The organism is Paenibacillus polysaccharolyticus (assembly GCF_023714295.1).
In the GTDB taxonomy this organism is placed as follows: Bacteria; Bacillota; Bacilli; order Paenibacillales; family Paenibacillaceae; genus Paenibacillus; species Paenibacillus polysaccharolyticus_A.
In genome coordinates this window covers 222,794-246,455 of record NZ_JAMAUN010000008.1, presented here as the reverse complement: position 1 = coordinate 246,455, position 23,662 = coordinate 222,794, and the positions used below count along the sequence as shown (strand labels likewise).

The window sequence follows — 23,662 nt, the reverse complement described above, 5'->3', positions numbered from 1 at the left end:
GCAACCCTGCACAGGTGGTGAATAGCATGTTCTTTGCTTTCTTTCATCAAAACAACAGTTGCGTCTTTCCTACATATCGTCAAACAGCATTCAATAATGAACCTGTTTTGGCTTTCTTTTCGACATTTTCTGCTAAAACCATTATAAATGGCACATGATGGACCCACGCACTCACGGACAAAACAGCTTACACTGAAATGGCGCAGGCGTGGGTAGCTCCATTAAAGTTACACTTTGAGCGACTTGCGGATGGACAGTGTACTGCCCAAAATGCCAACGAGCACACCAAGGCCAATCAGCAACGTTCCCATCAGTGGCCAGATTTCGCTGAGTGGAATCAGATTCAGCATCTGCATGAAGACATCCTGACCAATCGTTGACATCAGTTGACTGTATCCGAAGAACAAAACGGCGACCGTGATGATGGAACCGATTAATCCAATCAATGCCCCTTCAATAAAGAAAGGCCAGCGAATAAAGGTGTTGGTCGCACCAACCAATTTCATAATACCAATCTCCCGGCGGCGAGCCAGAATCGTTACGCGAATCGTATTCGAGATCAGGAACATCGACATCAGGCCTAGTCCCCCGACAAAAATAAATCCAATATTACGAACAAGCTTCGTAAATTTGAACAACACATCTACCGTTTCCTTGCCGTAGTTCACTTTCATGATCGGCTTCTCGGCATGTTTCTCGTTTAATGCTTCAATCTTCTGCGCGACAAAATTGACCGTTTCCGGCTCGATCACTTTGACTTCAATCGTATCAGGCAATGGATTGTTATCGACATCGAAACCACCGAGAACATTATCGGCATTTTCGCCTAGACGATCACGGAATTCTTTTAATCCTACATCCTTCGGAACAATTCGAATCTCGCTGACTTCAGGCATGGCACTGATCTCCTGACCAATGACATTGCGCAGGTTCTCGTCCACATTCAGTTCCAGAAACGTACTAATCTCGACCTGGCTGTCTACCTGATTGGCCATAGAGTTCACGTTAAGCACAAGCAGCATAAACACGCCAAGAATAAACAGAGAGACGATAATCGACATGACGGATGCCACGGACATCCAGCCATTGCGGAATACGTTCTTGAAGCCCTCCCGCAGATGTCGCAAGAGAGTACTAAAATTCATAACCGTATTCCCCTCTCATCTGATCCCGTACAATCTGTCCGCGTTCAATGGCGATAACCCGTTTACGCATCGTATTAACAATATCTTTGTTGTGTGTTGCCATCACAATCGTTGTGCCCCGGAAATTGATTTCGTCCAGCAGTTGCATAATGCCCCATGACGTCTCCGGGTCCAGATTCCCTGTAGGCTCGTCCGCAATAATGACGGAAGGATTGTTCACAATTGCCCGAGCGATTGCAATCCGTTGCTGTTCTCCGCCTGAGAGTTGTGAAGGTTCCCTGTTAGCCTTGTTACGCAGTCCTACCAGATCGAGCACTTCCATCACACGTTTCTTGATATTGCGCTTCGGCGCTTCAATAACTTCCATCGCAAACGCGACATTCTCAAATGCCGTCATCTTCGGCAGCAGACGGAAATCCTGAAACACAACGCCGATGTTACGGCGCACATAAGGAATTTTCCGTGGTTTTAACTTACCAATATTAAATCCATTAATGGATATTTGCCCTTTGGTCGGCACTTCTTCTCTGTACATCAGCTTCATAAATGTCGATTTGCCTGCACCGGATGGACCAACGATATAGACAAATTCATTGCGGTCGATCTTCACCGATACCCCTTGTAATGCGTGGGTACCATTGGCGTAGGTCTTCCACACGTCCTGCATTTCTATCACATCATCACTTCCTGCTCGCATAGTTAGCCATTATCATTTCGACACAATCCCGGCATTTCCTTTAAAAAGACCTGAAATTCATCAGGAAAAATCCATCCTGTCCCTCTTTTGATGGTGAAGCATGGATTCATATGAAGTTTATTGTAACAAATTTGTTACCTATTGAGTACCCGAAAGTTTTCCACTCTTGGATCATATAGATAGAGAGTGTTACGAATTCCGGAACAACAGAAGCCAAAAGGAGCGTTTGGTTATGAAAAAAATACATGTAACGGTCATCGCCTTGTTTTCCCTGCTCTTGATCGGCTCCGCGTCCTATGGATTGCTCTATATGTACGTGAATCAACCCAACTTACCCAAAGGTGTACAGGTCGGGGGCTGGACAATCGATGGCAAACATCGCAATGACGTACTTTCAGAAATGCACACCCGTATTCAACAATTGCAGGACTGGCCCGTCACACTGGAACTGACTGAACCCAACCCAATGACGATGTCACATACCGCCGCCGAACTAGGAGTGAGTTACAGTGCAGACAGCTTCAAGGCCGCAGTACAACAACTGGATGAGGGGAACCTGTGGGAACAGGCGTATGCACGGTATCAATTCCCCCAAACCTTCCCTCTGGATATGAACTACAATGAACAAACCTTTCAACAATTGCTTAGTCCTGCTTGGGAAAAAGAAACTTTCGGTATACCGGCAGAAGCCGTCCGCCGGATCACCGCAAATGATCAAGTGCAGTACATTCCGGAGAAAAACGTGCGCCGGATCGATTGGAAAACACTTAGCACCCTCATGCAGACCAAGTTGCATAGGAATCTGAGCGATGTAATGGATGGAGTAAAACCGGAACCCATCCGCATTCTGTTACCTCTATATACCTTGAAACCAGAGGTAACGATCGATTCGCTGAAGCAGGAAGGCATCGAGCGAAAAATCATTCAATTTTCCACAGAGCTGGGAAATAGTAGTCAAGGTCGGGTACATAATGTCAGCGCGGCTGCTCAGGCCATCAACGGGATGATTTTGTCGCCTGGAGGTGTGTTCGACTATGAGAAGGTAATTCGCAAAGCGGAGAAGGAATATGGTTTTCGGGAAGCACCGGTCATCGTGAATGGCCGGCTCACACCCGGAATCGGCGGAGGAATCTGTCAGGTGTCCAGCACCGTATATAATGCTGCTCTGCTAACGGGCTTAGATATTGTGGAACGGCGTAATCACTCGTTGCCCGTTAAATATATACCGAAAGGGTTAGATGCCACCTTTGCCTCGGGCGCCATTAACTTTCGTTTTCGAAACAACACCGAGAAATCCCTGTTGATCCATGCCAAGGTGCAAGGCGGGCGCATGGTGGTGAAGTTTTTCGGCACATTCCCCGAGAACGTCAGTTATGCGCTGGAGTCTCGTACGATTGAAACGCTCAGTGTACCCGTAAAGTATGTATCCAGTAACGTGCTACCCGACGGGGCCCAGCAAGTGCTTCAGAATGGACAGCCCGGGTACATCGTTGAGACGTTACGTACGAAGAGGGTCGATGGCAAAGTCGTTGAAACCAAAACAATCTCACGCGATACTTACAAAGCACAGAGCCGTCTGATTGCCCGCTCAGGTCATATTAGCATGCCTGATCCACAGCAACCTTCCGTGGTGGAGGATGGCATTCGTGAGGGGAATCAGCCTTAAATTAAGGTGAAGGTATATAAATTGAGATACATGTTATTTACACGGAACACTCCAAGGACAGAATAACCTTCCGATCGCTGTTATCCCCGGATTTTTTGAGATTCCCTTTTCCAAAGGGGAAAATCCGGGGATAAAGGCGAGCGCTTCGCTTCTTCAGGTTTTTTCTGTCCTCTCCGTTATTGTGTAAATGAAAGTTAAACCTATATATTGAAGTAGGCAAATGTAAGCCTTAAAAACAACTAACGAATGATCCTTAAAAAGTAAAAATGCACCTGTCTCATACCCTTGTACGGGATATGAGACAGGTGCACTAGATTTACGGATTTGTAAAATCCGTTTATTGCATAACCTTTTGTTTCCTTAGCTTAAAGCTTGCAAAACGTTATAACTCAAGACTCACCGGATCTATGCTTCAAATACACGGTCGGTGATGGCTTAACTTCGTTCTCCTCTGCTTTAGTGCCCACCTGTATACTCGTGTTGTTCTTCTCCAACAACCATTTTCTCTTTCCCCATGAAGAAGGAAGCGATCAGTGCAAGGGCTGCAGGAATCACTGCCCAGGCAAACAGCTGCACAATGGAAGAGGATAACGCACTTGTGATGGACTCCAGCACCTGTGGAGGGATCCCCTGGCGCAGCTCTGGGGATAACAGTGCATGCGGATCCGTCAGATCCATCCCGGCAGGCAGACCACCTGCGGGCGCTCCAGCCGCTGCACCAGCTTCTCCAGCGGCGCCCGCCATGTTATCCGTCATTTTGCGCGTAAAGACCTGACTCTGTACAATGCCAAAGATTGTGATGCCCATCGTCATGCCCAAGGAACGAAGAAAGTTCAGCGTGGAACTGGCGGCACCGCGTCTTTGTGGTTCAAATGCATTCATAGCCGCATTGCTAAGTACGGAGAAAGATGCACCAACGCCAAGACCAATCATGACCATGTATACTCGAATGGTCCATAGGGATGAACCTTCATCCAATGTGGTTAATAAACCTAGCCCAACTACAAGCAAAGTCAGCGTTGGAATCATAATATTGCGGTATTTCGTTTTGGTCATGAGTACGCCGCCCATGGAAGCCGTCACTACGGAACCCAGCATCATAGGCAGAAGGACAAGACCCGAGTTGGTTGCTTTACCACCGAGTACGCCCTGGATGAAAATCGGGATATATACCGATGCCGTAATAAACGCAGCGCCACTGAACATGGCAATGACGTTACTTGACCAGTACACCCGCTTGCGGAACATACCGAATGAAATAATTGGCTCCTTGGCCTTCGTTTCTGCATACAAGAAAATCAACGCCAGCACGATAAATCCGGCAAACAGCCCCAAGATCTGTGCAGAGTCCCAAGCAAACGTCTTGCCACCCAGCTCCAGCGCAAAGATCAGGCAGACCACAGCACCGATAAGTGTAACGGCACCCAGCCAATCAATCTGCTGTGACTGATGCTGGTGAGATTCCTTATAGAACAATGCGATAAAAAGAAATGCAATCAAACCGAGCGGCAGATTGATATAAAATACCCATTCCCATGTCGCATACTCTGTGATGTACGCGCCTAGAAGCGGCCCGAATACACTCGAAAGACCGAATACCGCTCCAAACAAACCACCTAGCTTACCCCGTGATTCAGGCGCAACCACGTCAAACATAATCGTAAACGCGATCGGCACCAGTGCTCCTGCACCAATCCCTTGAATCGCTCTATACATGGTCAGCTCCACGATGGATGTCGCAGTTCCACACAATGCGGAGCCAAGCATAAATACGATGATCCCGAAAACAAAAAACTTTTTACGTCCATACATATCCGACAGTTTACCGAAGATCGGCATACCTGCCATCTCGGCCACCATGTAAGCAGAGGTTACCCAGACGAACTTGTCGAGTCCGCCGAGCTTGCCCACGATATCCCCCATAGCTGTAGCCACAATGGTATTATCCATAGAGGCCATTAAGATGCTGAGCAGCAAACCTGCCAACACAAATCCAATTTTATTGTTGCGTGCAGCCATTGTTGTTAATCTCTCCATTCCCGTTCTATTCATATGACTGCATTATTATATCCAAAAAGAAGTAACAAGCAATCAGTCCAAGGACCGATTGCTTTATAGCAAAACCTTCTACCTTAAGGGGATAACTTATCAGCTCTGCTGTTAAAAGGTCATAAGGGTCGTCTTCCATCTCTCCTCTTCCCTGCTCCCTTCTAGCTAAATTCGCTCGCTGTTGCCCACCTTTGCCTCCGGATCAACGAATAGTTCGCCAGAGTACTCCACAAACTTGATGTTGCAGCCACGCCCGATGTGGACTCGATTCCCTCGAACCGTATCCGCTTCAGTATCTTCAAGTACAATCTCATCGCCCTCAATCAATTGTGCCCTAAAGGACGGTGCACCGCCCAATCCGAGCGCTTTCCAGAATCCGCTGCGTTCCTTGCGCCGGATGTCAATCCGCTCACCGCCTACTTCTCTTGCTGAAGAAGAGGTGTACAAACGAATCTCTACAATGTCGGCATTAAGCAATCCGCCCACTTTAATATTGCCCTGAACGTTGATCACTTCACCCTGCACATCCCCGTCAATCGTTGCCATACCGCCGATATCGACACGTTCACTGTCCACTCTGCCCCGCACATTACACTTTCCGTTCACTGTAAACTCAGGCGTAGACAAATCACCGTTAATGGTGCTCATACCATCGACACGAACCCGATTGCTGACAAGTGGACCATTGATGGTACACATTCCGTTAACCATCGTATTCTCGGCACGCGCTACACCGTGGACTCCCAGTGTTCCGTTGACATCGAGAGACTGGGTGCGCAGTTCTCCCTCCACTTTGGCCATTCCGTTGATCGTTGTGCTCTCGGAGACGAGGGAGCCGTAGATTTTCAGCGAGCCGTTAACACTAAGGGAGAAACAATCCAGGTCACCATCCAGTTTAGCCATACCGTCAATATTTACTCGGTGATAAGAACCGCCTGTCGTTTTGCGTGACCCTGTAACATTCAGATCGTTTCTCAAGTGACGTTCTTCCATTGCAAAATCCCCCTCAGCCCAATTTAATTTTCAACTCTTCCATGAACGTTGCCAGCGGAATGCGAAGTACCACTTTTACCCCTTGATCAAAATAAAGCTCAGCTCCCGAGTTCACTACCATAAAGGCAGGTATGCCCATCTTGCGAATAAGCATCAATTCACTAGCACGGTCACGAAACCGGTAATAGTGTTCAGACATTACATCAATCAGGAGTAACCCCTCCTGTTGAGTGATATCCCCGCTGAGAAGCAGCTTTTCAAGCACATAAAGCATCATAATCTGTTCGAGACCATATAATGACTGCTGGCGACCAGCCTCGTTTAACAGATCAAGCGAAGCTAACGAAACAATGTTTCGATCCAGCAGTTGTTGGTCTGACATCTCCACCTCACCAAGTGTTGGCGAGAACACATCTGCCAGTTCATCCAGCGACAACCCGTCTTTCATATGAATAATCTTGTCGATCCGCTGTAAAATCTGCTGTTTAGGAAAAAATGTTTCCTGTCCCGTAAAAGAAGACTTTCGAATAAACCACTCCTCAGGAATCAGGTTTTTTCGTTTCCAGCGATATAATTGACCGTATGAAATGCCTGTCAGGTCAAGTAGCTCTTTTTTGGAGATCAAATCATCCGTCAATTTCAGGACCCCCTTTTCATTAAAGTCAGTGTAACAAAACATTGTTACGTTGTAAAGATACGAGGGTCATATGTGATGCAATATTCTATTCTTTGTTTATTTATTTCTTTGTTTTGTCCAGAAAATGGATTATACAACGGATATTCGCACAGGTATCGAATACGTTTTACATCCTGTCATTGCGTTTACTTTATTTTGGGTATAACCTTGAATATAAGCTGATATATTTCAGTTTTCTCACCTTTTCCATGGCATAATAACATCCTTATTCGACTTCCATTTATGAAAGGGGTTACTTTTTGGTATGGCACTCATTAAATGTGATTTCTACTCAGATGCCCTCGGATTAAGTACAAGCATGCATGTGATTCTGCCACAGCAGACCCACAATCAGATCGGAATGGAAAACGTCACTGGTTCTGGTCTGCACCCAACCCTGTATTTGCTTCACGGGATGTCCGATGACGATTCCATCTGGCTACGCCGCACTTCGATTGAACGTTATGTCGCTTCACTCGGAATTGCGGTCGTTATGCCTCAGGTTCATCGCAGTTTCTACACGGACATGGCAGAGGGAGGACAATACTGGACATTCATTAGTGAGGAATTGCCTAAACTCGCGCGCTCCTTCTTCCCGCTGTCACCGAAACGCGAAGATAATTTCGTTGCTGGCCTATCCATGGGCGGATACGGTGCCTTCAAGCTGGCTCTGCGAAAACCGGATCAATACGCTGCGGCGGCAAGTCTTTCGGGTGCTCTTGACATGGCCGCTCATTTGAGCAACGACGCCCCATCCGCTTTACGGCAGGCCGAACTGTTACGTATCTTCGGGCCTCAATTTGCAGGCTCAGAGAACGATTTAATCCATTTGCTCCAGGAGAGTAAACATAACCCGGCTCCACGGCCACTCCTCTATCAATGCTGTGGTACAGAGGATTTTCTGTATGAAGATAATCAGACATTCCGTAAAGCCTGCGCCGAGACAGACTTCAAGTTAACTTATGAGGAAGAACCCGGGGAACATGAATGGGGTTACTGGGACATGAAAATTCAGAATGTGTTGAAGTGGTTACCGCTGTCTAAAAGAGACTGAGGCACATAAGAGAGGCCTCCCTCTCTGTATTAATTGCCGACTAAAAAAGCAGGCTTAAAGTGGACTGTGCCTCCTCGGTTACTATAACTAACCTGGGGGTACAGTTTATCTCAGCCTGCTTGTAATCATATTAGGTCACTCTATCAATACGCCGCTTTTCCTTCTTCTGGTAGCAACGCTTTGATCCGAAAGGCCATCCGAAGACGCAATGTCTCCTCCGGGTCTTTCAGGCTACGACCGATAATCTCTTCGCATTTTTCCAGTCGATAAATTACAGTATTCCGGTGAATATAAAGCCGCTTTGCCGTTTCGGCAAGATGACAATGCGTTTCCAGATATACAGACAATGTATGAAGCAACATATGGTGATCCTTAAGTGTCTCATCTTCGAATCCTTGCATCGTATCCACATAAAATTTTCTCAGATGATCATGGGGAATCAAACGTAAAATTTCAGATACTTCCTTCGGCTGGTACATTTCGATAAAGCGCATTTTTCCCGATATACTCCCGAAATAGAGAGCTTCATTCGCCTCTTTAAAAGATAAAGGAATCTGGCTAAGTGGCTGGGCATAACTGCTAAGACCAAATGACAGCTCCGATTCGTAATACATGGCAATTTTACGTTGCAGACGTTCCAGTAACTCGATAAAGGAAGGTTTGACCATCTCCCACTCTTCAACCAGCGGCATGAGTAGCACATAGGATCGGTCATGGGTGAACAAATATATAGGATGGCGGAAGTGTGCTAACTCCCCTTGAAGATGTTCAGCAATCTGATCCTGTTCTGCCTTGTATTGCATGAATGACGTCGCTCGATCCTTGCTATTCAGCTTGCCGACCACACAAAGGTATCGTTGATCGCTGGACAATCCGAACTCCCTTGCCCGGTTTGCAATCTCCTCGTTGCTCGAGAAGACCCCTCCAATAAAGTTAGTAAAAAACTCATTCTGGATTCGGCGCCGATTCTGCTTCAATGCATTATCCTTCATTAATTCAAACGCAATCACATTCGTTGCCTGTTCAATGGTCAGAATGCTTGAACGTTCAGCAGGTGATATGAAACCGGTAATACACAGGAAATGCACTTGTCTATGGGTGTATACGGGAAATAATGTTAACGTTTCACGTTCCTCACCTAACAAGGAAAATGCCGAGAACACGGAAGGGGCTACATGAATTTGACCACCGCCAGATAATAACATCTCCAGTTGTACAACCGTTTTAGCAGGAACTCGGCCGAAGATTGGCTGCAGATACGGCCCGAGCAAATATACAGGAAATCGCAGCAAAGCAGATAATTGATCAAGCAGCTTAGGTATACCTTGACCGCTCATAATTTGTTGGGTGAACTGACGATGGGTCTGTATCGCATTATGCAATTCCGTTGTTCGCACATCGAGGATATGGCTCAGAGATTTGTTGACAATATCACCTAGCGAAGGATCAACAGGCAGTTCCACCAGGGGCAGATCCAACTCGTTTGCCAGCTGAACTGCGGATTCAGGAATGTTGCCGAGAAATCTTTTGCTTTTGATACCTAGCCCTGCACATTCCTGTTGCCCCATCTCACGAATCAGTTCAAGCAGAGCCGGCAGGTCATCCTTGAAGTGAAAAGCCGTCGTAATCAGTAACTCATTACTTTTCAAGTACGGAATAATATCAGGAGCATCCATCATATTGACGGTATGAACCTCCCGATGCAAACCACCGCTTCCCCCTACCACGATTGTGCCGTTGAATACAGCCAGCTTCAGCAGGTCACTCATTTTCATCCTTCTCCACCCCTATGGTTAACATGCACAACGAATTAAGCTATTCTTCTACATTTTCGTGAATGATTTTTAACTTTTTTTATTTTACGATGAATTAAACGCAATGCCAAGTTAATTAATCTAACATCGGTCGGAAAGCTAGCGTTGCCGGAATGGGGGATACTGCACTTGATGATTGAACAACCAAAACCATCTGCCTTGTCTAAGCAGATCGAAGAGATGGTCGAATGGCTGGCTTCGTACGGAAAAGACAACAGCGGCGGTGTAACCCGTTTGCTCTATGACCCGGCTTGGAGCGCAGCTCAGAAGGCGATTCAAGCTAAAATAGAACAACTTGGTTTATCCGCACGCTATGACGATGTCGGCAATTTGTTTGGTCGGCTCTCTGGACGTAATCCTGAAGCAAACGTAGTGTTAACCGGGTCTCATGTCGACACCGTGATCGGCGGTGGCAAATATGACGGAGCCTATGGGATCATTGCAGCACTCATTGCTGTGGAACATTTGCTCACACATTATGGTCAGCCACTCAAACCTATTGAAGTGGTATCGTTGTGTGAAGAAGAAGGCAGTCGTTTCCCAATGACTTATTGGGGCTCAGGCAACATAACGGGAGTAAAAGAGCGCGAGGCCATCCACCACATCAACGATGTAAACGGAACCCCCTTCGAACAGGCCATGCACGAGGCAGGATTCGGACTCGGACTTCATGCGCAGCCAACACGCAAAGACCTGGAATGTTTTATTGAACTGCACATCGAACAAGGCCAGGTGCTTGAACGCGAAGAGAAATCAATCGGCATCGTCAGTCACATCGTGGGGCAACGCCGTTATAACATTACGGTATACGGTGAGAGCAACCATGCCGGGACAACACCTATGCAGTGGCGTCGTGATGCGATGTTTACTTCAGCCGAGTTGATCCGAATATTGATGCATCGGGCCAAAGCCCATGAGTCTGGACTTGTCGCCACCGTTGGACGCATGGAAGTTAAACCGAATGTAGGTAATGTCATTGCACGCGAGGTCACCTTTAGCCTGGATGTTCGTCACAGTGATGCCAAGATCATTGAGCAATTTTGCGAGGCATGCTTCAGTGACTTCGAGACCATCGCCTCTGAACATGGAACAACGGTCGCTTGCCATAAGTGGATGGATGAACCTCCCGTTGCGATGGATTGCACGTTAAACCAAACGGCTGAGGACATTTTAAAAAGCGAAGGTATTTCATACAAAAGAATGACAAGTGGCGCAGGACATGACTCACAGATTTTCGGCACGTATTGTGCAACAGGATTATTTTTCGTTCCAAGCCAGGGCGGCATTAGCCACTCCCCCGCTGAATTCACCCATACGGAAGATTTGCAGCGCGGAGTTCGCCTGTTAATCGACCTGTTATATAAGCTGGCATATTGAATGAACAACTAGAACCAGGAGGCGATGACGAGATGACACAGTACCGGGAAATTCATGCACCTTTGAGAACCATTATGACCCCAGGACCAGTCGAGGTTGACCCGAGAGTTTTAAGAGCTATGGCAACACCCATTCTGGGCCAATTCGATCCGGAATTCACCCGAATGATGAACGAAACGATGGACATGTTGCGGCAGACATTCCAAACGACGAACCAGTGGGCCTTTCCGGTTGATGGCACTTCACGTTCCGGTCTGGAAGCCGTGCTGTGCAGCCTGATCGAGCCAGGGGACAAAGTGCTTGTTCCTATCTTCGGACGCTTCGGCCATCTGCTGACTGAAATTGCCGAACGTCACGGCGCAGAACTCCATCTCATGGAATGTCCATGGGGAGAAGTATTCGACCAACAAGCAGTAATCGATGAGGTAAAACGAGTTCAGCCGAAAATTTTAGCCATCGTACATGGCGAGACTTCAACAGGTTGCATGCAGCCACTGGACCAGATCGGTCCAGCTTGCCGAGAACGTGGTGTATTAACGGTCGTTGATGCTGTTGCTTCCATTGGCGGCGCCCCCGTCAAAGTAGATGAATGGCAACTCGATGCCGTGATTGGCGGCACCCAAAAGTGCATATCCGTCCCTTCTGGTATGGCTCCTGTAACTTACAACGAGCGGGTTGAACGCATTCTGGCAAGTCGGAAAAAGGTAGAACGTGGTGTTGCACTTGAGAGTGATCGCCGGGATGTCGCACATCCAATCCGCAGTAATTACTTTGATCTGAGCCAGTTGCAAGATTACTGGGGGCCACGACGGCTGAATCATCATACAGAGGCAACATCCATGCTGTACGCACTGCGTGAAGGCTTGCGCATCCTGCTGGAAGAAGGACTTGAAACACGCTTCGAACGTCATCGATTGCATGAAAAAGCACTGATGGCAGGTATACGAGGCATGGGTCTGGAGCTGTTCAACGATAAAGCATGGAAGCTTCCAGTCGTCACCTGTGTGAAAATTCCTGCAGGGATTGATGGCGAGTCTGTACGAACTACACTTCTGACCCAGTTCGGCATTGAGATCGCTAGCTCATTCGGACCGTTGCATGGACAGATCTGGAGAATCGGCACCATGGGTTACAGTTGTCGGAAAGAAAACGTACTATTCGTCCTATCCGCTCTGGAAGCTGTGTTAATCCGGCATAAAGCTCCGATTGTGATCGGACGCGGGGTGCAAGAGGCCCTTGACGTTTACGAGCAAGCAGAATAAAGCGCCGAGGGATTTAAACATCGCATAGGAGCACTGTTATTGGTCAATTAGAATCAAGGCTATTTATTAATATTGAAAGGATTCCGGGAACTGCCGGAATCCTTTTGTACAATTCAGACTTCGTTAAGATACATCAACTGCATCATGGATTACCTATGTGCACGGGAAACATTCTCAACGAGGCTCCACACGGAAGGTGACACATGCTTAAAATCAACTGGCTCTGCTCCGGTCTGGGCGGAATGCAATGGCTGTTTTTCTTATTTACCAATACGGTAGTTATACCTATTACAGTTGGGGCGGCATTTGCATTGCCACAGGAACGAATTCAATTTCTGATCCAGTGTTCATTCATCCTCACCGGAATCGCATGTGCTGTACAAGCATGGCTTGGACATCAAAGATCCGTCATGGAAGGACAGTCGGGGTTATGGTGGGGTGTCATCCTGAGCCTTAGCGCATCCGCCCCCTCCCTTGGTATATCCTTGACGGAACTCGGGGGTAGTCTCGCCGTCGGCATTCTGATCTCGGGTGTGATCACAATCCTGATTGGCTTATGCGGTCTGGCTACGCCTTTATCGAAATTATTTACGCCAGGAGTCATGGCTGTATTTATGTTCTTACTTGGTTGCCGACTGAATATCATTTTTCTCGAAGGTATGCTTGGTATTTCATCAGGCTCTTCCGACAAGGCGAACGTCATTCAACCTGCCGTCTTCCTACTAGCCGCAGCAGTGGCTGTTTTGGTTGCTGTCTTATCCATAAAAGCACGGCCAGCCATAGCGCAGTATGCTTTGCTGATTGGTATTTTGGGCGGCTGGGCATTACATGTATTTATCTTCGGCAGCTCTGGGGGAACATCCAATTCAGGAACACTCGATGCAGTCTGGTTCCCGCTTGGGGAACCTGCGGGTGGATTGAACACTGGCGTAATCGCGATCGCCGTGATTGCCGGTTTAATCAACATTTCAAACACATTTGGTGCCCTGAAAGGTACGGATGCTATCTATGAGCACGAAGCGGCCAGCAGCCAGTATAAACGTTCTTTTACAATCAGTGGCATCCTTGCAGTGATATCAGGTGTGCTCGGACTCGTTCCATACGCTCCATATGTTAGTTCTGTCGGCTTTCTCCAACAAACCCGTATGCGAGAAAGACTTCCGTTTGTTATTGGGGGTCTGATGTTTGCAGCTATCGGCCTGATTCCAGCCGTCACCGGTTTGCTGACACAACTTCCGCTCAGTATCGGAAGCGCTATACTATTCGTGACATACCTTCGCCTGTTAGGTTCTTCACTCCAGTATTTCGGACAGCTTCATATGGATGCGGCAAACCTCTACCGGACGGCTGCGCCATTATTCATAGGTATTATCGTTATGGGATTACCGTCGGAAATTTTTACAACATTACCCCCATTGCTACGTCCACTGCTCGGAAACGGGCTTTTGGTAGGTATTTTACTGGCTTTGTTATTGAACCAAGTCCACTCCCGCTCCTCCCTGAGTGCACTAAGCCCTAGTATAAGAACGAAAGGGGAATAACTAATGAATCATTCAAATCAAGAACAGACAGAAACATCTACAATGAAAACGGGTCAAAAAAAAATAACCGATGCGCTCCAGCCTAATCACTGGGGGGCATACGTTAATGCAGACATCAGACTTCCAGCTAATCAAGCTGGCTCACTAAGTGGACTAACCTTCGCAGTCAAAGATGTTTTCAATATTCAGGGAGAAACAAGCGGAGCAGGCAACCCGGATTGGCTTCGCACACATGATCCTGCAACCTCTACTGCCCCTGCATTGCTTACCCTGCTGGAGAATGGCGCAATTCTCGAAGGCACAACACAGACGGACGAACTGATGTACAGTCTGAATGGGGAAAATGCTCACTACGGTACACCAACCAACCCTCTCGCTTCGGATCGGATTCCAGGCGGTTCATCGAGTGGGTCTGCCGTTGCAGCAGCGGCAGGACTGGCCGATTTCGCCATCGGAACGGATACGGGTGGGTCCGTACGTATCCCCTCTTCGTATTGCGGACTGTACGGCTTCCGCCCAACGCATGGTGCCGTGTCGGCAGAGGGGGTCATCCCTCTTGCACATAGCTTTGATACTGTCGGCTGGATGAGTAAGGATATCACTATTGTACGTAACGTAGGCAACGTGCTACTGAAAGAAAAGCTTCTTTTGAAGGAAAATGGATCAGAAATTACAACTGAATTAGATACGAAGCCGTTCACTCAGTTCTTCATAGCGACAGAAGCATGGGAGCTGCCAGAAGCTGAAGATTGTTCGCTTTTGCTCTCAACATTACACGGAATTGAGGGATGGCAGCCGGAAGGTTATCAATGCATTAATCTAACCGAACCCGGCGAGAGCTTGGCAGACTGGTCAGCGGCGTTCCGTGTTCTTCAAGGGCTGGAAATTGCGCACGAACACAGCGACTGGCTGACAAAAGAACGCCCGACATTTGGCCCAGGAATCGCAGAACGTTTTGAGTGGGCTTGCTCCCTTGAAAAGTCTTCTAGCGAGGCCGAAGTGAAGTTGCGCGCTCGCGTACGGCGTAACCTCGTTGACTTGTTAGGAGAAGAGGGTCTGCTTGCCATTCCAACCGCACCGGGCCCGGCTCCCCTTCTGGGATTGAAAGGTCCTGAAGCAGAAGCTTACCGTGCCAAAACAATGCAACTCTCCTGTATCGCCGGCCTTTCCGGCCTGCCCCAGGTTACAGTTCCAGTTCACCGTCTCGATGGACTGCCCCTCGGGTTATCTTTTATCGGTGGTACGAACACAGATCTTAGGTTATTGCATTGGACGGCAAAACAGTTTGCGGAAGAGGTGTGCCGATGAAACTTGTAACGATTGAAGATAAAGGGCGAGAACAAGTGGCATTTTGGACGGATCGAGGCATTACTCCACTGGCTTGGCTGAACGAGCAATTCGGCACAAGCTGGGATACAGATCTGTTTACTTTGCTGCAAAAAAATCAATTCACCGCACTACGTAACTGGTACTGCAATGAACACGGACAACTTGCTTCACTGGCTTCTCTACCCGCCAGTGACGTATCCTATCGTGCGCTATATCGCCGTCCAGGGAAAATCATTGGTGTAGGCATGAACTATTGGGACAAAGCCATCGAACTATCTGGACGCCCACCCGAAGATGAACCTGTTATTTTTCTCAAACCTGATTCATCCCTGATCGGCTCCGGGGAAATGATTCGTCTGCCTGTTGGAGCGGGACAGATCACCGCTGAGGCAGAACTCGCGATTGTCATCGGACAAACATGCAAAGGCATTGGTGAGGAGCAGGCAATGGACGTTATAGCAGGTTACACGACCTCACTTGATATGACTGCCAAGGATATTCATGCCCGCAACCCCCGGTTTATGCAGCGTGCCAAAAGTTTTGACACATTCCTAAGCCTTGGCTCTTCTCTCTCAACGCCCGATGAATACGAAAATCTGAATAAACTTGAAATTCAAACGTTACACAATAGCCATGTTGCTCGTCGTAATACCGTTGATCGTATGATCTTCTCACCTACGTACCTGATTTCTTTCCTATCGAAGGTGATGACTCTTCATCCGGGAGATGTCATTTTGACGGGCACCCCGGGATCAGTCACCATTCAACCAGGCGACATGGTTAGCTGTCAGATTGATGGACTTCGGAAACTAGATAATAGGGTAGAGAGCGAAACCCGAACATTGTAAGGTTTTCTGAACACAAAAATGCATTTTTCACACCATCCCCTCTCAAAATAACATGTCACGTCATATTTTTTCATACAAATTCAACAGAAATTACGAGAACAATCTACGTTTTTGTCAATGAATTGTACAAACAAGATGATAAAATAAGAGATACAAAGAACAAGTAAGGATACATAACATTATTAAGTTATTTTATCTTACATGTTTTATATCATCTGTGGTGTGCAGACAGGAATGGATGGAATGACTCGTTAATTCAGAGATCGACCAGTCTTGCGGCACCCCATATCAAAGAGGAGTGGGGCAGATATGTCAACGAATTTGGCAGGACAAGTACTGGAACAGACGCAACTACACGAAGAAATCAGTATCGACGACTCCTTAAAACCGAAACAGGAGAGCGAGAGAACAATGGGATCAGTACCCTACATGTTCATGTGGATCGGGGATGGCGTGAACCTCGGTAACATGACCCTCGGAGCGAGCCTCATTGTTGCCGGTGTTGCTACGCTCAATGTCTTCCAGACGTTTGTCGCTGCGATGATTGCCATTGCGATCATTTCCGTAATCTTTGCCATAAATGACCGTTTCGGATATCGAACAGGTATCCCCTATGTCGTTCAACTACGTATGTCGTTTGGCATCAAGGGATCGATCATCTCCTCATTTTTACGCGGTGTGCCTGCCATCGTATGGTATGGCTTTCAGAGTTGGGTCGGAGCAACAGCCTTGAATGAAATTGTTAAAGTATTAAGCGGTGGCAGCTTAGACAGCATTCCTGTTTGTTTTATCTTGCTACAGGCCGTTCAGATTGTCCTGTCACTTTATGGCTTTCACGCAATCAAGTGGGTTGAAACCCTCGCTTCCGTCGTTATTATGCTTGCACTCGTCTATGTATTCACCTTATTACTTAACTCCCACAGCACAGCTATTACTGAAAATTGGGTGAATGCCAAAGGGACATGGGGACTTCCATTCTTTGCTTTCATCATGGTATTCCTCGGCAACTATGCAGCCATCTTCCTAAGTGCAGGTGACTATTCTCGTGAGCTGAAGAGCGGCATGAGTGACAAAAAGCGTAGTATGCTTTACTTCTTCCCGATCGTTATTGCTTATGGATTCGTTCTGACCATCGGGGCAATGATGGCTGCAGCAACAGGCATATCTAATCCAGTCAAAGCCTTTGCTGTTATTGTGGACAATCCATACATCACCGTATTCGTCTCAGCCTTCATCGTTATTGGTGCAGTTGCCGTTAACATGGTCGCTAACATCGTACCACCCGCTTACGTCATCTCGCTTGTTACCAAGCTTAAATACAAAGCATCTGTTGTCATCACTGGCTTGCTCGCCCTCTGTTCGTTCCCATGGGTACTCGTACAGGATTCCTCGGCTCAAGGTTTGAATACATTTATTCTGATCTATTCCGCATTCCTGGGTCCCATTGTAGCGATCATGTTGGTCGAATATTACATCTTGCGAAAACAAAAGGTCGATACAGCAGAGTTATATCTGGATAACGGCGATTTTAAAGGTTACAACCCGAGTGCCTTGCTAGCCATGCTGATCGGAGCCGGAGCTGCCTTCTTGCTCGTTGACATCGGCTGGATCATCGGATTCATCACAGCAGGCCTATCCTATCTGCTACTTAGCAAATTCGCTTTTAAGGGTTCCTCATTCAAGAAAGGCACCATCTACGAGTAAACTACAGGCCTGACTTAACCATCAGCGCCATATAATGCAAACACCCAAAGAAAGAGGGATGGATATGGAACATTATGATCTGATCATACGTGGCGGAAGCGTGGTGTTGCCAGACGGCGTCGCACAAGTCGATATGGGCGTAAAGGATGGTAAGATTGCGGCAATTGCCGCCACACTTGAGGGAGAAGCTACACATGAGTGGAATGCCACCGGACAGCATATTCTTCCAGGCATGATTGATGTACACGTGCATTTCAGCGAACCAGGAAGGGAGCACTGGGAAGGATTCACTACCGGATCAGCGATGATGGCCGCAGGTGGCTGCACGACCTTTTTCGATATGCCGCTAAACGGAATCCCCTCGACAGTTACGGAAGAAGCACTGCTGGAGAAAGCACGCATCGGCAATGAAAAATCACTCGTCGATTTCAGCCTCTGGGGCGGACTCGTTCCTGGCAACGAAGATGACTTGCAGCCATTAGCCGAATCTGGTGTCATTGGGTTTAAAGCCTTCTTGTCGACCACCGGTAATAAAGAATTCGAAGCGGTAGACGACATGACACTGCTGACGGGCATGAAAAAGATTGCAGCTCTCGGCAAAATTCTGGCTCTGCACTCGGAAAGCGCGGCAATAACGAACTGGCTGAAAGCTGAAAAGGAAGCGGCAGGACTCGTCAGCGCCGATGATTATCTGGAGACAAGGCCCATCCTCGCAGAAGTCGAGGCGGTTGAACGCGCACTCTACTACTCCGAAATTACAGGCTGCGCCCTGCATTTTGTTCATATCAGTTCCGCAGCAGCCGTGGCTAAAATTGAGGCGGCAAAAGCCCGTGGTATGAATGTCACGGTAGAAACTTGCGCACATTACCTGCTCTTCAACCACGATAGCCTGCGTGAAAAAGGGACTATCGCCAAATGTGCACCTCCACTCCGGGAAGCAGATGAACAGCAGAGGCTGATTTCCCTCCTGGCAGAAGGTAAATTCGATATGCTATCTTCCGATCATTCACCATGCCCTTACGAGATGAAAGATCCGAAAGATTATAATCTCTTTCAGGCATGGGGCGGAATCAGTGGTGGACAATTCACACTACTCTCTGCTCTGGAACTTGCATTAGCCCACAACATTCCATTAGAGCACGTCGCTGCTTGGACAGCTTCGAATCCGGCAACACGTTTTGAACTTGCAGATCGTAAGGGCAGTATCGCCATCGGAATGGATGCAGACCTTGCCATCGTAAACCTGAATGAAGCATTCACCGTGACGGAAGAAAACTATTATGCCAAGCATAAACAGAGCCTCTATATCGGTCACACCTTCCCATCTAGCGTAGCAGGTACTATCGTCCGCGGACATGTCGTTGTGCAGGATGGCAAGGTGCTACCTACCGTAAAAGAAGGTAGCTGGCAGAAGCCATAACGTAAGGCAATAGGAGCACAAAACAAAAGAAGCATGTCAGAGATTCATCTCTAGAACATGCTTCTTTTTTAGTCTTTTTCTTTTTCATTCATACCACGATACTAATAGCTGCATCCCACTCCAACTAGAACGCTAGTTAGAGCTTAAATGAGTCCTAACCCTGGGGTGTAACCAAGAGCCTTAACCCCGATTTTCAATCCACTGCTCCGTTGCTCCGAGCATCTTCTCACTGCGAGCAATAGCCTCTGCCACTTGTCCCGATGCTGTGCCGCCATAAACGTTACGCGCATTGACTACCGCTTCCGGTTGCAGCACATCGTAGATGCGGTCATCAAACAGTGGTGAGAACTGCTTGAATTCATCAATCGTCAGATCAAGCAAATATTTGCCGTTCTGGATGCAGTACAATACCGTTTTACCAATCACCTCATGCGCTTGACGGAAAGGCAGACCCTCACCGACGAGGAAATCCGCAATATCCGTTGCATTGGAGAAGTCCTGGTTTACCGCTTGACGCATACGATCCTTGTTTACTTTCATCGTAGCAATCATTGGAGCAAATAACTGAAGCGCCCCTTCAAGCGTTGCTACCGTATCAAACATGCCTTCTTTGTCTTCCTGCATGTCTTTGTTGTAAGCCAGCGGAAGAGATTTCAGCACGGTCAACAACCCGATCAGATTACCGTATACACGTCCCGTTTTACCACGAACAAGCTCGGGCACGTCGGGATTTTTCTTTTGCGGCATAATGCTACTACCTGTACAGAACGCATCATCCAGCTCTACGAAACCAAACTCCGTGCTGCTCCACAGTACCAGTTCTTCGCTCAAACGGGACAAGTGTGTCATGATTAGGGAAGCAGCGGCCAGAAATTCCACAATGAAGTCACGGTCACTTACCGCATCCAGACTATTCTCATACACTCCATCAAAGCCAAGCTGTTCTGCTACAAAATGACGATCAATTGGGAACGTTGTTCCTGCAAGCGCTCCTGCACCAAGTGGCAGTACATTAATCCGTTTGTAGCTGTCCATCAGACGCTCCGCATCACGCTGGAACATGGATACATAGGCCATCAAGTGGTGTGCAAACAAAATCGGCTGAGCACGTTGTAAATGGGTATAACCCGGTACAATCGTATCCAGATTGTCTTTAGCCTGTCCGATTAGCGCTTCCTGCAAAGCATGTAACATGCCAACAAAACCTACAACACGTTCACGCAGATACAAGTGCATATCGGTTGCCACCTGGTCATTCCGGCTACGACCTGTATGCAGTTTACCGCCGACAGGGCCAATCGTTTCAATCAGATTTTTCTCAATATTCATGTGGATGTCTTCATCTGATACGGAGAATTCCACTTCACCTGCACGGATTTTATGCAAAACGGTGATCAGGCCTTCCTTGATCGTTTCCACATCTTCAGCCGGCAAAATACCGCATTTGCCCAGCATCGTCACATGGGCCAAACTGCCTTGAATATCTTCTTCCGCCAATGCTTTGTCAAAATTAATGGATGCGGTATATTCTTCAACCAGATGGTTGGTTTGCTTCGTAAAACGTCCTCCCCACAGCTTGCTCACAGTGAGTATCCCCTTTCGCTCATGGACAAAGCCGCCCCTGCCAGAATGTGCAAGAACGGCCCGCCTTGTCAGTAATTATGATGTAGCGTGACACACACGCCGTGAATTATTTTTTGTTTTGCTCCACACCGGAATGTACTTTCAAACGCAGTGCGTTCAGGCGGATAAAGCCTGTTGCATCACCTTGGTCATAAGCTTCAGATGGATCAGCTTCCATGGTAGCAATGTCCGGATTGTACAGGCTGACAGGGCTTTTCACGCCTGCGCCAATAACATTTCCTTTGTACAGTTTCACACGAACCGTACCGGTTACGTTCTTCTGGCTCTCCGTTACCAGAGCTTGCAGTGCCAGACGTTCCGGTGCAAACCAGAACCCGTTATATACGAGTGTGCTGTAACGTGTAATCAAGCTGTCACGCAGGTTCATCACTTCACGATCCATCGTGATGGATTCCATTTTGCGATGTGCCGTGAACAGGATCGTTCCACCCGGTGTTTCGTATACGCCGCGGCTCTTCATGCCGACAAAACGATTCTCTACCATGTCCACACGGCCGATACCGTGTTTGCCGCCCAGTTCATTCAGTTGCTCCATCACTTGCAGTGGGCTCAGACGCTCGCCGTTCAGGGCAACACAGTCACCTTGTTCAAACTCCAGTTCGAGGTACTCCGGTTGGTCCGGTGCATCCTCAGGTGCGCTGCTCAGCAGGAACATATCTTTGTTTTCATCCGCGCTTGGATCAAACCAAGGATCTTCAAGCACACCGCTCTCATAGCTGATATGTAGCAGATTGCGGTCTGTGGAGTAAGGTTTCGCCGCAGAAGCAGTAACCGGAATGCCATGTTTCTCAGCATAAGCAATCATTTCAGCACGTCCCGGGAACTGATTGCGGAACTCTTCCAGACGCCAAGGCGCGATCACTTGAATGTCCGGTGTCAGTGCAGCTGCGTTCAACTCAAAACGAACCTGATCATTCCCTTTACCCGTAGCGCCGTGAGCGATCGCTGTGGCACCTTCTGCACGCGCGATATCCACCATACGTTTAGCAATAAGCGGACGCGCGATACTTGTACCGAGCAGGTATTGACCTTCATAAAGGGCACCTGCCTGGAACATGGGATAGATGAAATCTTTCGCGAATTCGTCGCGCAGATCATCGATGTATACTTTGGAAGCGCCCGTAGCGAGTGCTTTTTCTTCGAGTCCGTCGAGTTCGTCCTTCTGACCGATATCCGCGGTAAACGCGATAATCTCTGCATCATACGTTTCTTTCAACCATTTCAAAATTACAGATGTGTCTAGTCCGCCGGAATAGGCGAGTACGATTTTTTCCTTAGCCATGTGATATGGTCCTCCCCAAGATCAATTACAATATTCTATCTATCATCGCCAAATTGGCGTGTAAAATCAACCCATTGCCGCAAATCGCGACTATTCGCTCATCAAAGCGGCCATCAGTGCTTTTTGTGCATGCAGACGGTTTTCTGCCTGATCAAAGATCAGCGAGTTCGGGCCATCGATGACACCTGCGCTCACTTCTTCACCGCGGTGTGCTGGCAAGCAGTGCAGGAACATGTAGTCCGGCTTCGCACCTTTCATCAATTCCTCATCGACCTGATACGCCGCAAACGCCTGCTCACGAATCTTTTGCTCCTCTTCAAAGCCCATGCTCGCCCATACATCCGTATACACAATATCAGCATCTTTCACGGCTTCCTGTGCACTGTAGGTTACGACTACTTCGGAGCCACTCTCCTGTGCAATCGCACGAGCTTGCTCGACCACGGTGCTGTCCGGCTCATATCCTTCCGGAGTGGCTACCGCAACATGCATCCCCATTTTCGCTGCACCCAGCATCAGAGAGTGTGCCATGTTGTTGCCATCGCCGACATAAGCCATTTTCAGACCCGCCAGTTTGCCTTTATGCTCCAGCACCGTTTGGAAATCCGCCAGTACCTGACATGGGTGTGCTGCATCGCTCAGGCCGTTAATCACCGGAACATCCGCGTGTTCTGCCAGTTCAATCACATTATGGTGTCCAAACGTACGGATCATAATGCCGTCAAGATAACGAGACAGTACCTTAGCCGTATCATGCGTCGTTTCGCCGCGTCCCAGCTGAATGTCGTTTTTGCTCAGGAAAAGCGCATGTCCACCCAACTGGAACATACCCACTTCAAAGGATACACGCGTACGTGTCGATGATTTTTCAAAAATAAGTCCGATCGTTTTGCCCTTCAGGGGCTGGAACGGTACACCGCTTTTTTGCTTACCTTTAATCTCAATCGCGAGATCAAGCAGGTAACGGATTTCCTCTGCCGTATGGTCCGTGAATTCGATGAAATCCCGGCCTCTCAAATCAATTTTCTGAACCTTGTCTGTGTGCTGTACTGCCATTATTGGTTCCTCCTCATTTCCGGTTCCCTGCACCCGCACGGGCAGAAGTTTTACATTCTTTGCTGACTTGGCCCGGCTGAATTAACCCTCTGCATATCAGCCCAG

Annotated in this window: 18 protein-coding genes; 9 read left to right on the top strand and 9 right to left on the bottom strand. The window is 47.9% G+C overall.

The window, feature by feature from the left end; translation table 11 throughout:
• Positions 1-227 precede the first annotated feature (227 nt).
• Together ftsX and ftsE are read right to left on the bottom strand one after the other, a co-directional pair.
• Positions 228-1,145, bottom strand: coding sequence for a permease-like cell division protein FtsX (ftsX, locus tag M3629_RS19470; protein WP_251509649.1), 918 nt, complete (start codon positions 1,143-1,145; stop codon positions 228-230).
• Complete coding sequence (ftsE, locus tag M3629_RS19465; RefSeq protein WP_251509648.1) at positions 1,135-1,821, bottom strand: cell division ATP-binding protein FtsE; 687 nt, start codon at positions 1,819-1,821, stop codon at positions 1,135-1,137. The genes ftsX and ftsE overlap by 11 nt, the downstream gene beginning before the upstream one ends.
• 253 nt (positions 1,822-2,074) lie before the next feature.
• On the opposite strand from ftsE, the gene M3629_RS19460 reads away from it, so the two are divergent.
• Positions 2,075-3,508, top strand: coding sequence for a VanW family protein (locus M3629_RS19460; RefSeq protein ID WP_251509647.1), 1,434 nt, complete (start codon positions 2,075-2,077; stop codon positions 3,506-3,508).
• A gap of 456 nt (positions 3,509-3,964) precedes the next feature.
• On the opposite strand, the gene M3629_RS19455 is transcribed toward M3629_RS19460, so the two are convergent.
• The 3 genes from M3629_RS19455 to M3629_RS19445 form a co-directional block, all read right to left on the bottom strand.
• Complete coding sequence (locus tag M3629_RS19455) at positions 3,965-5,527, bottom strand: MDR family MFS transporter (protein ID WP_251509646.1); 1,563 nt, start codon at positions 5,525-5,527, stop codon at positions 3,965-3,967.
• Between the two features lie 195 nt (positions 5,528-5,722).
• Entirely contained in the window at positions 5,723-6,550 is an 828-nt protein-coding gene (locus M3629_RS19450; RefSeq protein WP_251509645.1) for a polymer-forming cytoskeletal protein, read from the bottom strand.
• A 13-nt stretch (positions 6,551-6,563) separates the two neighbouring features.
• Positions 6,564-7,187 (bottom strand): YhbD family protein, encoded by a 624-nt coding sequence (locus M3629_RS19445; protein ID WP_251509644.1) that lies wholly within the window; start codon positions 7,185-7,187, stop codon positions 6,564-6,566.
• 304 nt (positions 7,188-7,491) lie between these two features.
• Here M3629_RS19445 and M3629_RS19440 point away from each other — a divergent pair, with 304 nt between their 5' ends.
• Positions 7,492-8,280: an alpha/beta hydrolase gene (locus M3629_RS19440; RefSeq protein WP_090922985.1), complete on the top strand. Its 789-nt coding sequence runs from the start codon at positions 7,492-7,494 to the stop codon at positions 8,278-8,280.
• A 143-nt stretch (positions 8,281-8,423) separates the two neighbouring features.
• Here M3629_RS19440 and M3629_RS19435 read toward each other — a convergent pair whose 3' ends face one another.
• Positions 8,424-10,055, bottom strand: a complete 1,632-nt coding sequence (locus M3629_RS19435; protein ID WP_251509643.1) for a PucR family transcriptional regulator — start codon at positions 10,053-10,055, stop codon at positions 8,424-8,426.
• A 171-nt stretch (positions 10,056-10,226) separates the two neighbouring features.
• Between M3629_RS19435 and allC the strand changes: the two genes are divergently transcribed.
• The 7 genes from allC (at position 10,227) to M3629_RS19400 (ending at position 19,575) form a co-directional block, all read left to right on the top strand.
• A complete protein-coding gene (gene allC / locus M3629_RS19430) occupies positions 10,227-11,471 on the top strand; it encodes an allantoate deiminase (protein WP_251509680.1) in 1,245 nt (414 codons plus the stop codon).
• A 32-nt stretch (positions 11,472-11,503) separates the two neighbouring features.
• Positions 11,504-12,733 carry a pyridoxal-phosphate-dependent aminotransferase family protein gene (locus M3629_RS19425; protein WP_251509642.1) on the top strand — a complete coding sequence of 410 codons (1,230 nt, stop codon included), beginning with the start codon at positions 11,504-11,506 and terminating at the stop codon, positions 12,731-12,733.
• A gap of 203 nt (positions 12,734-12,936) precedes the next feature.
• On the top strand, positions 12,937-14,274 hold the full coding sequence (locus M3629_RS19420; protein WP_251509641.1) for a uracil/xanthine transporter: 1,338 nt from the start codon (positions 12,937-12,939) through the stop codon (positions 14,272-14,274).
• Between the two features lie 42 nt (positions 14,275-14,316).
• Positions 14,317-15,582 (top strand): amidase, encoded by a 1,266-nt coding sequence (locus M3629_RS19415; RefSeq protein ID WP_251509679.1) that lies wholly within the window; start codon positions 14,317-14,319, stop codon positions 15,580-15,582.
• The gene (locus M3629_RS19410; protein WP_251509640.1) at positions 15,579-16,451 is read left to right on the top strand and encodes a fumarylacetoacetate hydrolase family protein; all 873 of its coding nucleotides are present in this window, start codon (positions 15,579-15,581) and stop codon (positions 16,449-16,451) included. The genes M3629_RS19415 and M3629_RS19410 overlap by 4 nt, the downstream gene beginning before the upstream one ends.
• 309 nt (positions 16,452-16,760) lie before the next feature.
• Entirely contained in the window at positions 16,761-18,155 is a 1,395-nt protein-coding gene (locus M3629_RS19405; protein WP_251509639.1) for an NCS1 family transporter, read from the top strand.
• 64 nt (positions 18,156-18,219) lie between these two features.
• Positions 18,220-19,575 carry an allantoinase gene (locus M3629_RS19400; RefSeq protein WP_251509638.1) on the top strand — a complete coding sequence of 452 codons (1,356 nt, stop codon included), beginning with the start codon at positions 18,220-18,222 and terminating at the stop codon, positions 19,573-19,575.
• 180 nt (positions 19,576-19,755) lie between these two features.
• Here the strand turns inward: M3629_RS19400 and argH are convergent, their stop codons facing one another.
• The 3 genes from argH to argF form a co-directional block, all read right to left on the bottom strand.
• Positions 19,756-21,159, bottom strand: a complete 1,404-nt coding sequence (gene argH / locus M3629_RS19395) for an argininosuccinate lyase (RefSeq protein WP_184184885.1) — start codon at positions 21,157-21,159, stop codon at positions 19,756-19,758.
• Positions 21,160-21,265: 106 nt separating this feature from the next.
• Positions 21,266-22,501 (bottom strand): argininosuccinate synthase, encoded by a 1,236-nt coding sequence (locus M3629_RS19390; RefSeq protein WP_090922968.1) that lies wholly within the window; start codon positions 22,499-22,501, stop codon positions 21,266-21,268.
• Positions 22,502-22,591: 90 nt separating this feature from the next.
• Positions 22,592-23,557: an ornithine carbamoyltransferase gene (argF, locus tag M3629_RS19385; RefSeq protein ID WP_251509637.1), complete on the bottom strand. Its 966-nt coding sequence runs from the start codon at positions 23,555-23,557 to the stop codon at positions 22,592-22,594.
• Positions 23,558-23,662 lie beyond the last annotated feature (105 nt).

Coding starts and splice junctions, on each gene's coding strand:
- ftsX (WP_251509649.1), bottom strand. CDS start 1,145: ATGAATTTTAGTACTCTCTTGCGACATCTGCGGGAGGGCTTCAAGAAC.
- M3629_RS19460 (WP_251509647.1), top strand. CDS start 2,075: ATGAAAAAAATACATGTAACGGTCATCGCCTTGTTTTCCCTGCTCTTG.
- M3629_RS19455 (WP_251509646.1), bottom strand. CDS start 5,527: ATGGCTGCACGCAACAATAAAATTGGATTTGTGTTGGCAGGTTTGCTG.
- M3629_RS19450 (WP_251509645.1), bottom strand. CDS start 6,550: ATGGAAGAACGTCACTTGAGAAACGATCTGAATGTTACAGGGTCACGC.
- M3629_RS19440 (WP_090922985.1), top strand. CDS start 7,492: ATGGCACTCATTAAATGTGATTTCTACTCAGATGCCCTCGGATTAAGT.
- M3629_RS19435 (WP_251509643.1), bottom strand. CDS start 10,055: ATGAAAATGAGTGACCTGCTGAAGCTGGCTGTATTCAACGGCACAATC.
- allC (WP_251509680.1), top strand. CDS start 10,227: ATGATTGAACAACCAAAACCATCTGCCTTGTCTAAGCAGATCGAAGAG.
- M3629_RS19425 (WP_251509642.1), top strand. CDS start 11,504: ATGACACAGTACCGGGAAATTCATGCACCTTTGAGAACCATTATGACC.
- M3629_RS19420 (WP_251509641.1), top strand. CDS start 12,937: ATGCTTAAAATCAACTGGCTCTGCTCCGGTCTGGGCGGAATGCAATGG.
- M3629_RS19415 (WP_251509679.1), top strand. CDS start 14,317: ATGAAAACGGGTCAAAAAAAAATAACCGATGCGCTCCAGCCTAATCAC.
- M3629_RS19410 (WP_251509640.1), top strand. CDS start 15,579: ATGAAACTTGTAACGATTGAAGATAAAGGGCGAGAACAAGTGGCATTT.
- M3629_RS19405 (WP_251509639.1), top strand. CDS start 16,761: ATGTCAACGAATTTGGCAGGACAAGTACTGGAACAGACGCAACTACAC.
- M3629_RS19400 (WP_251509638.1), top strand. CDS start 18,220: ATGGAACATTATGATCTGATCATACGTGGCGGAAGCGTGGTGTTGCCA.
- M3629_RS19390 (WP_090922968.1), bottom strand. CDS start 22,501: ATGGCTAAGGAAAAAATCGTACTCGCCTATTCCGGCGGACTAGACACA.
- argF (WP_251509637.1), bottom strand. CDS start 23,557: ATGGCAGTACAGCACACAGACAAGGTTCAGAAAATTGATTTGAGAGGC.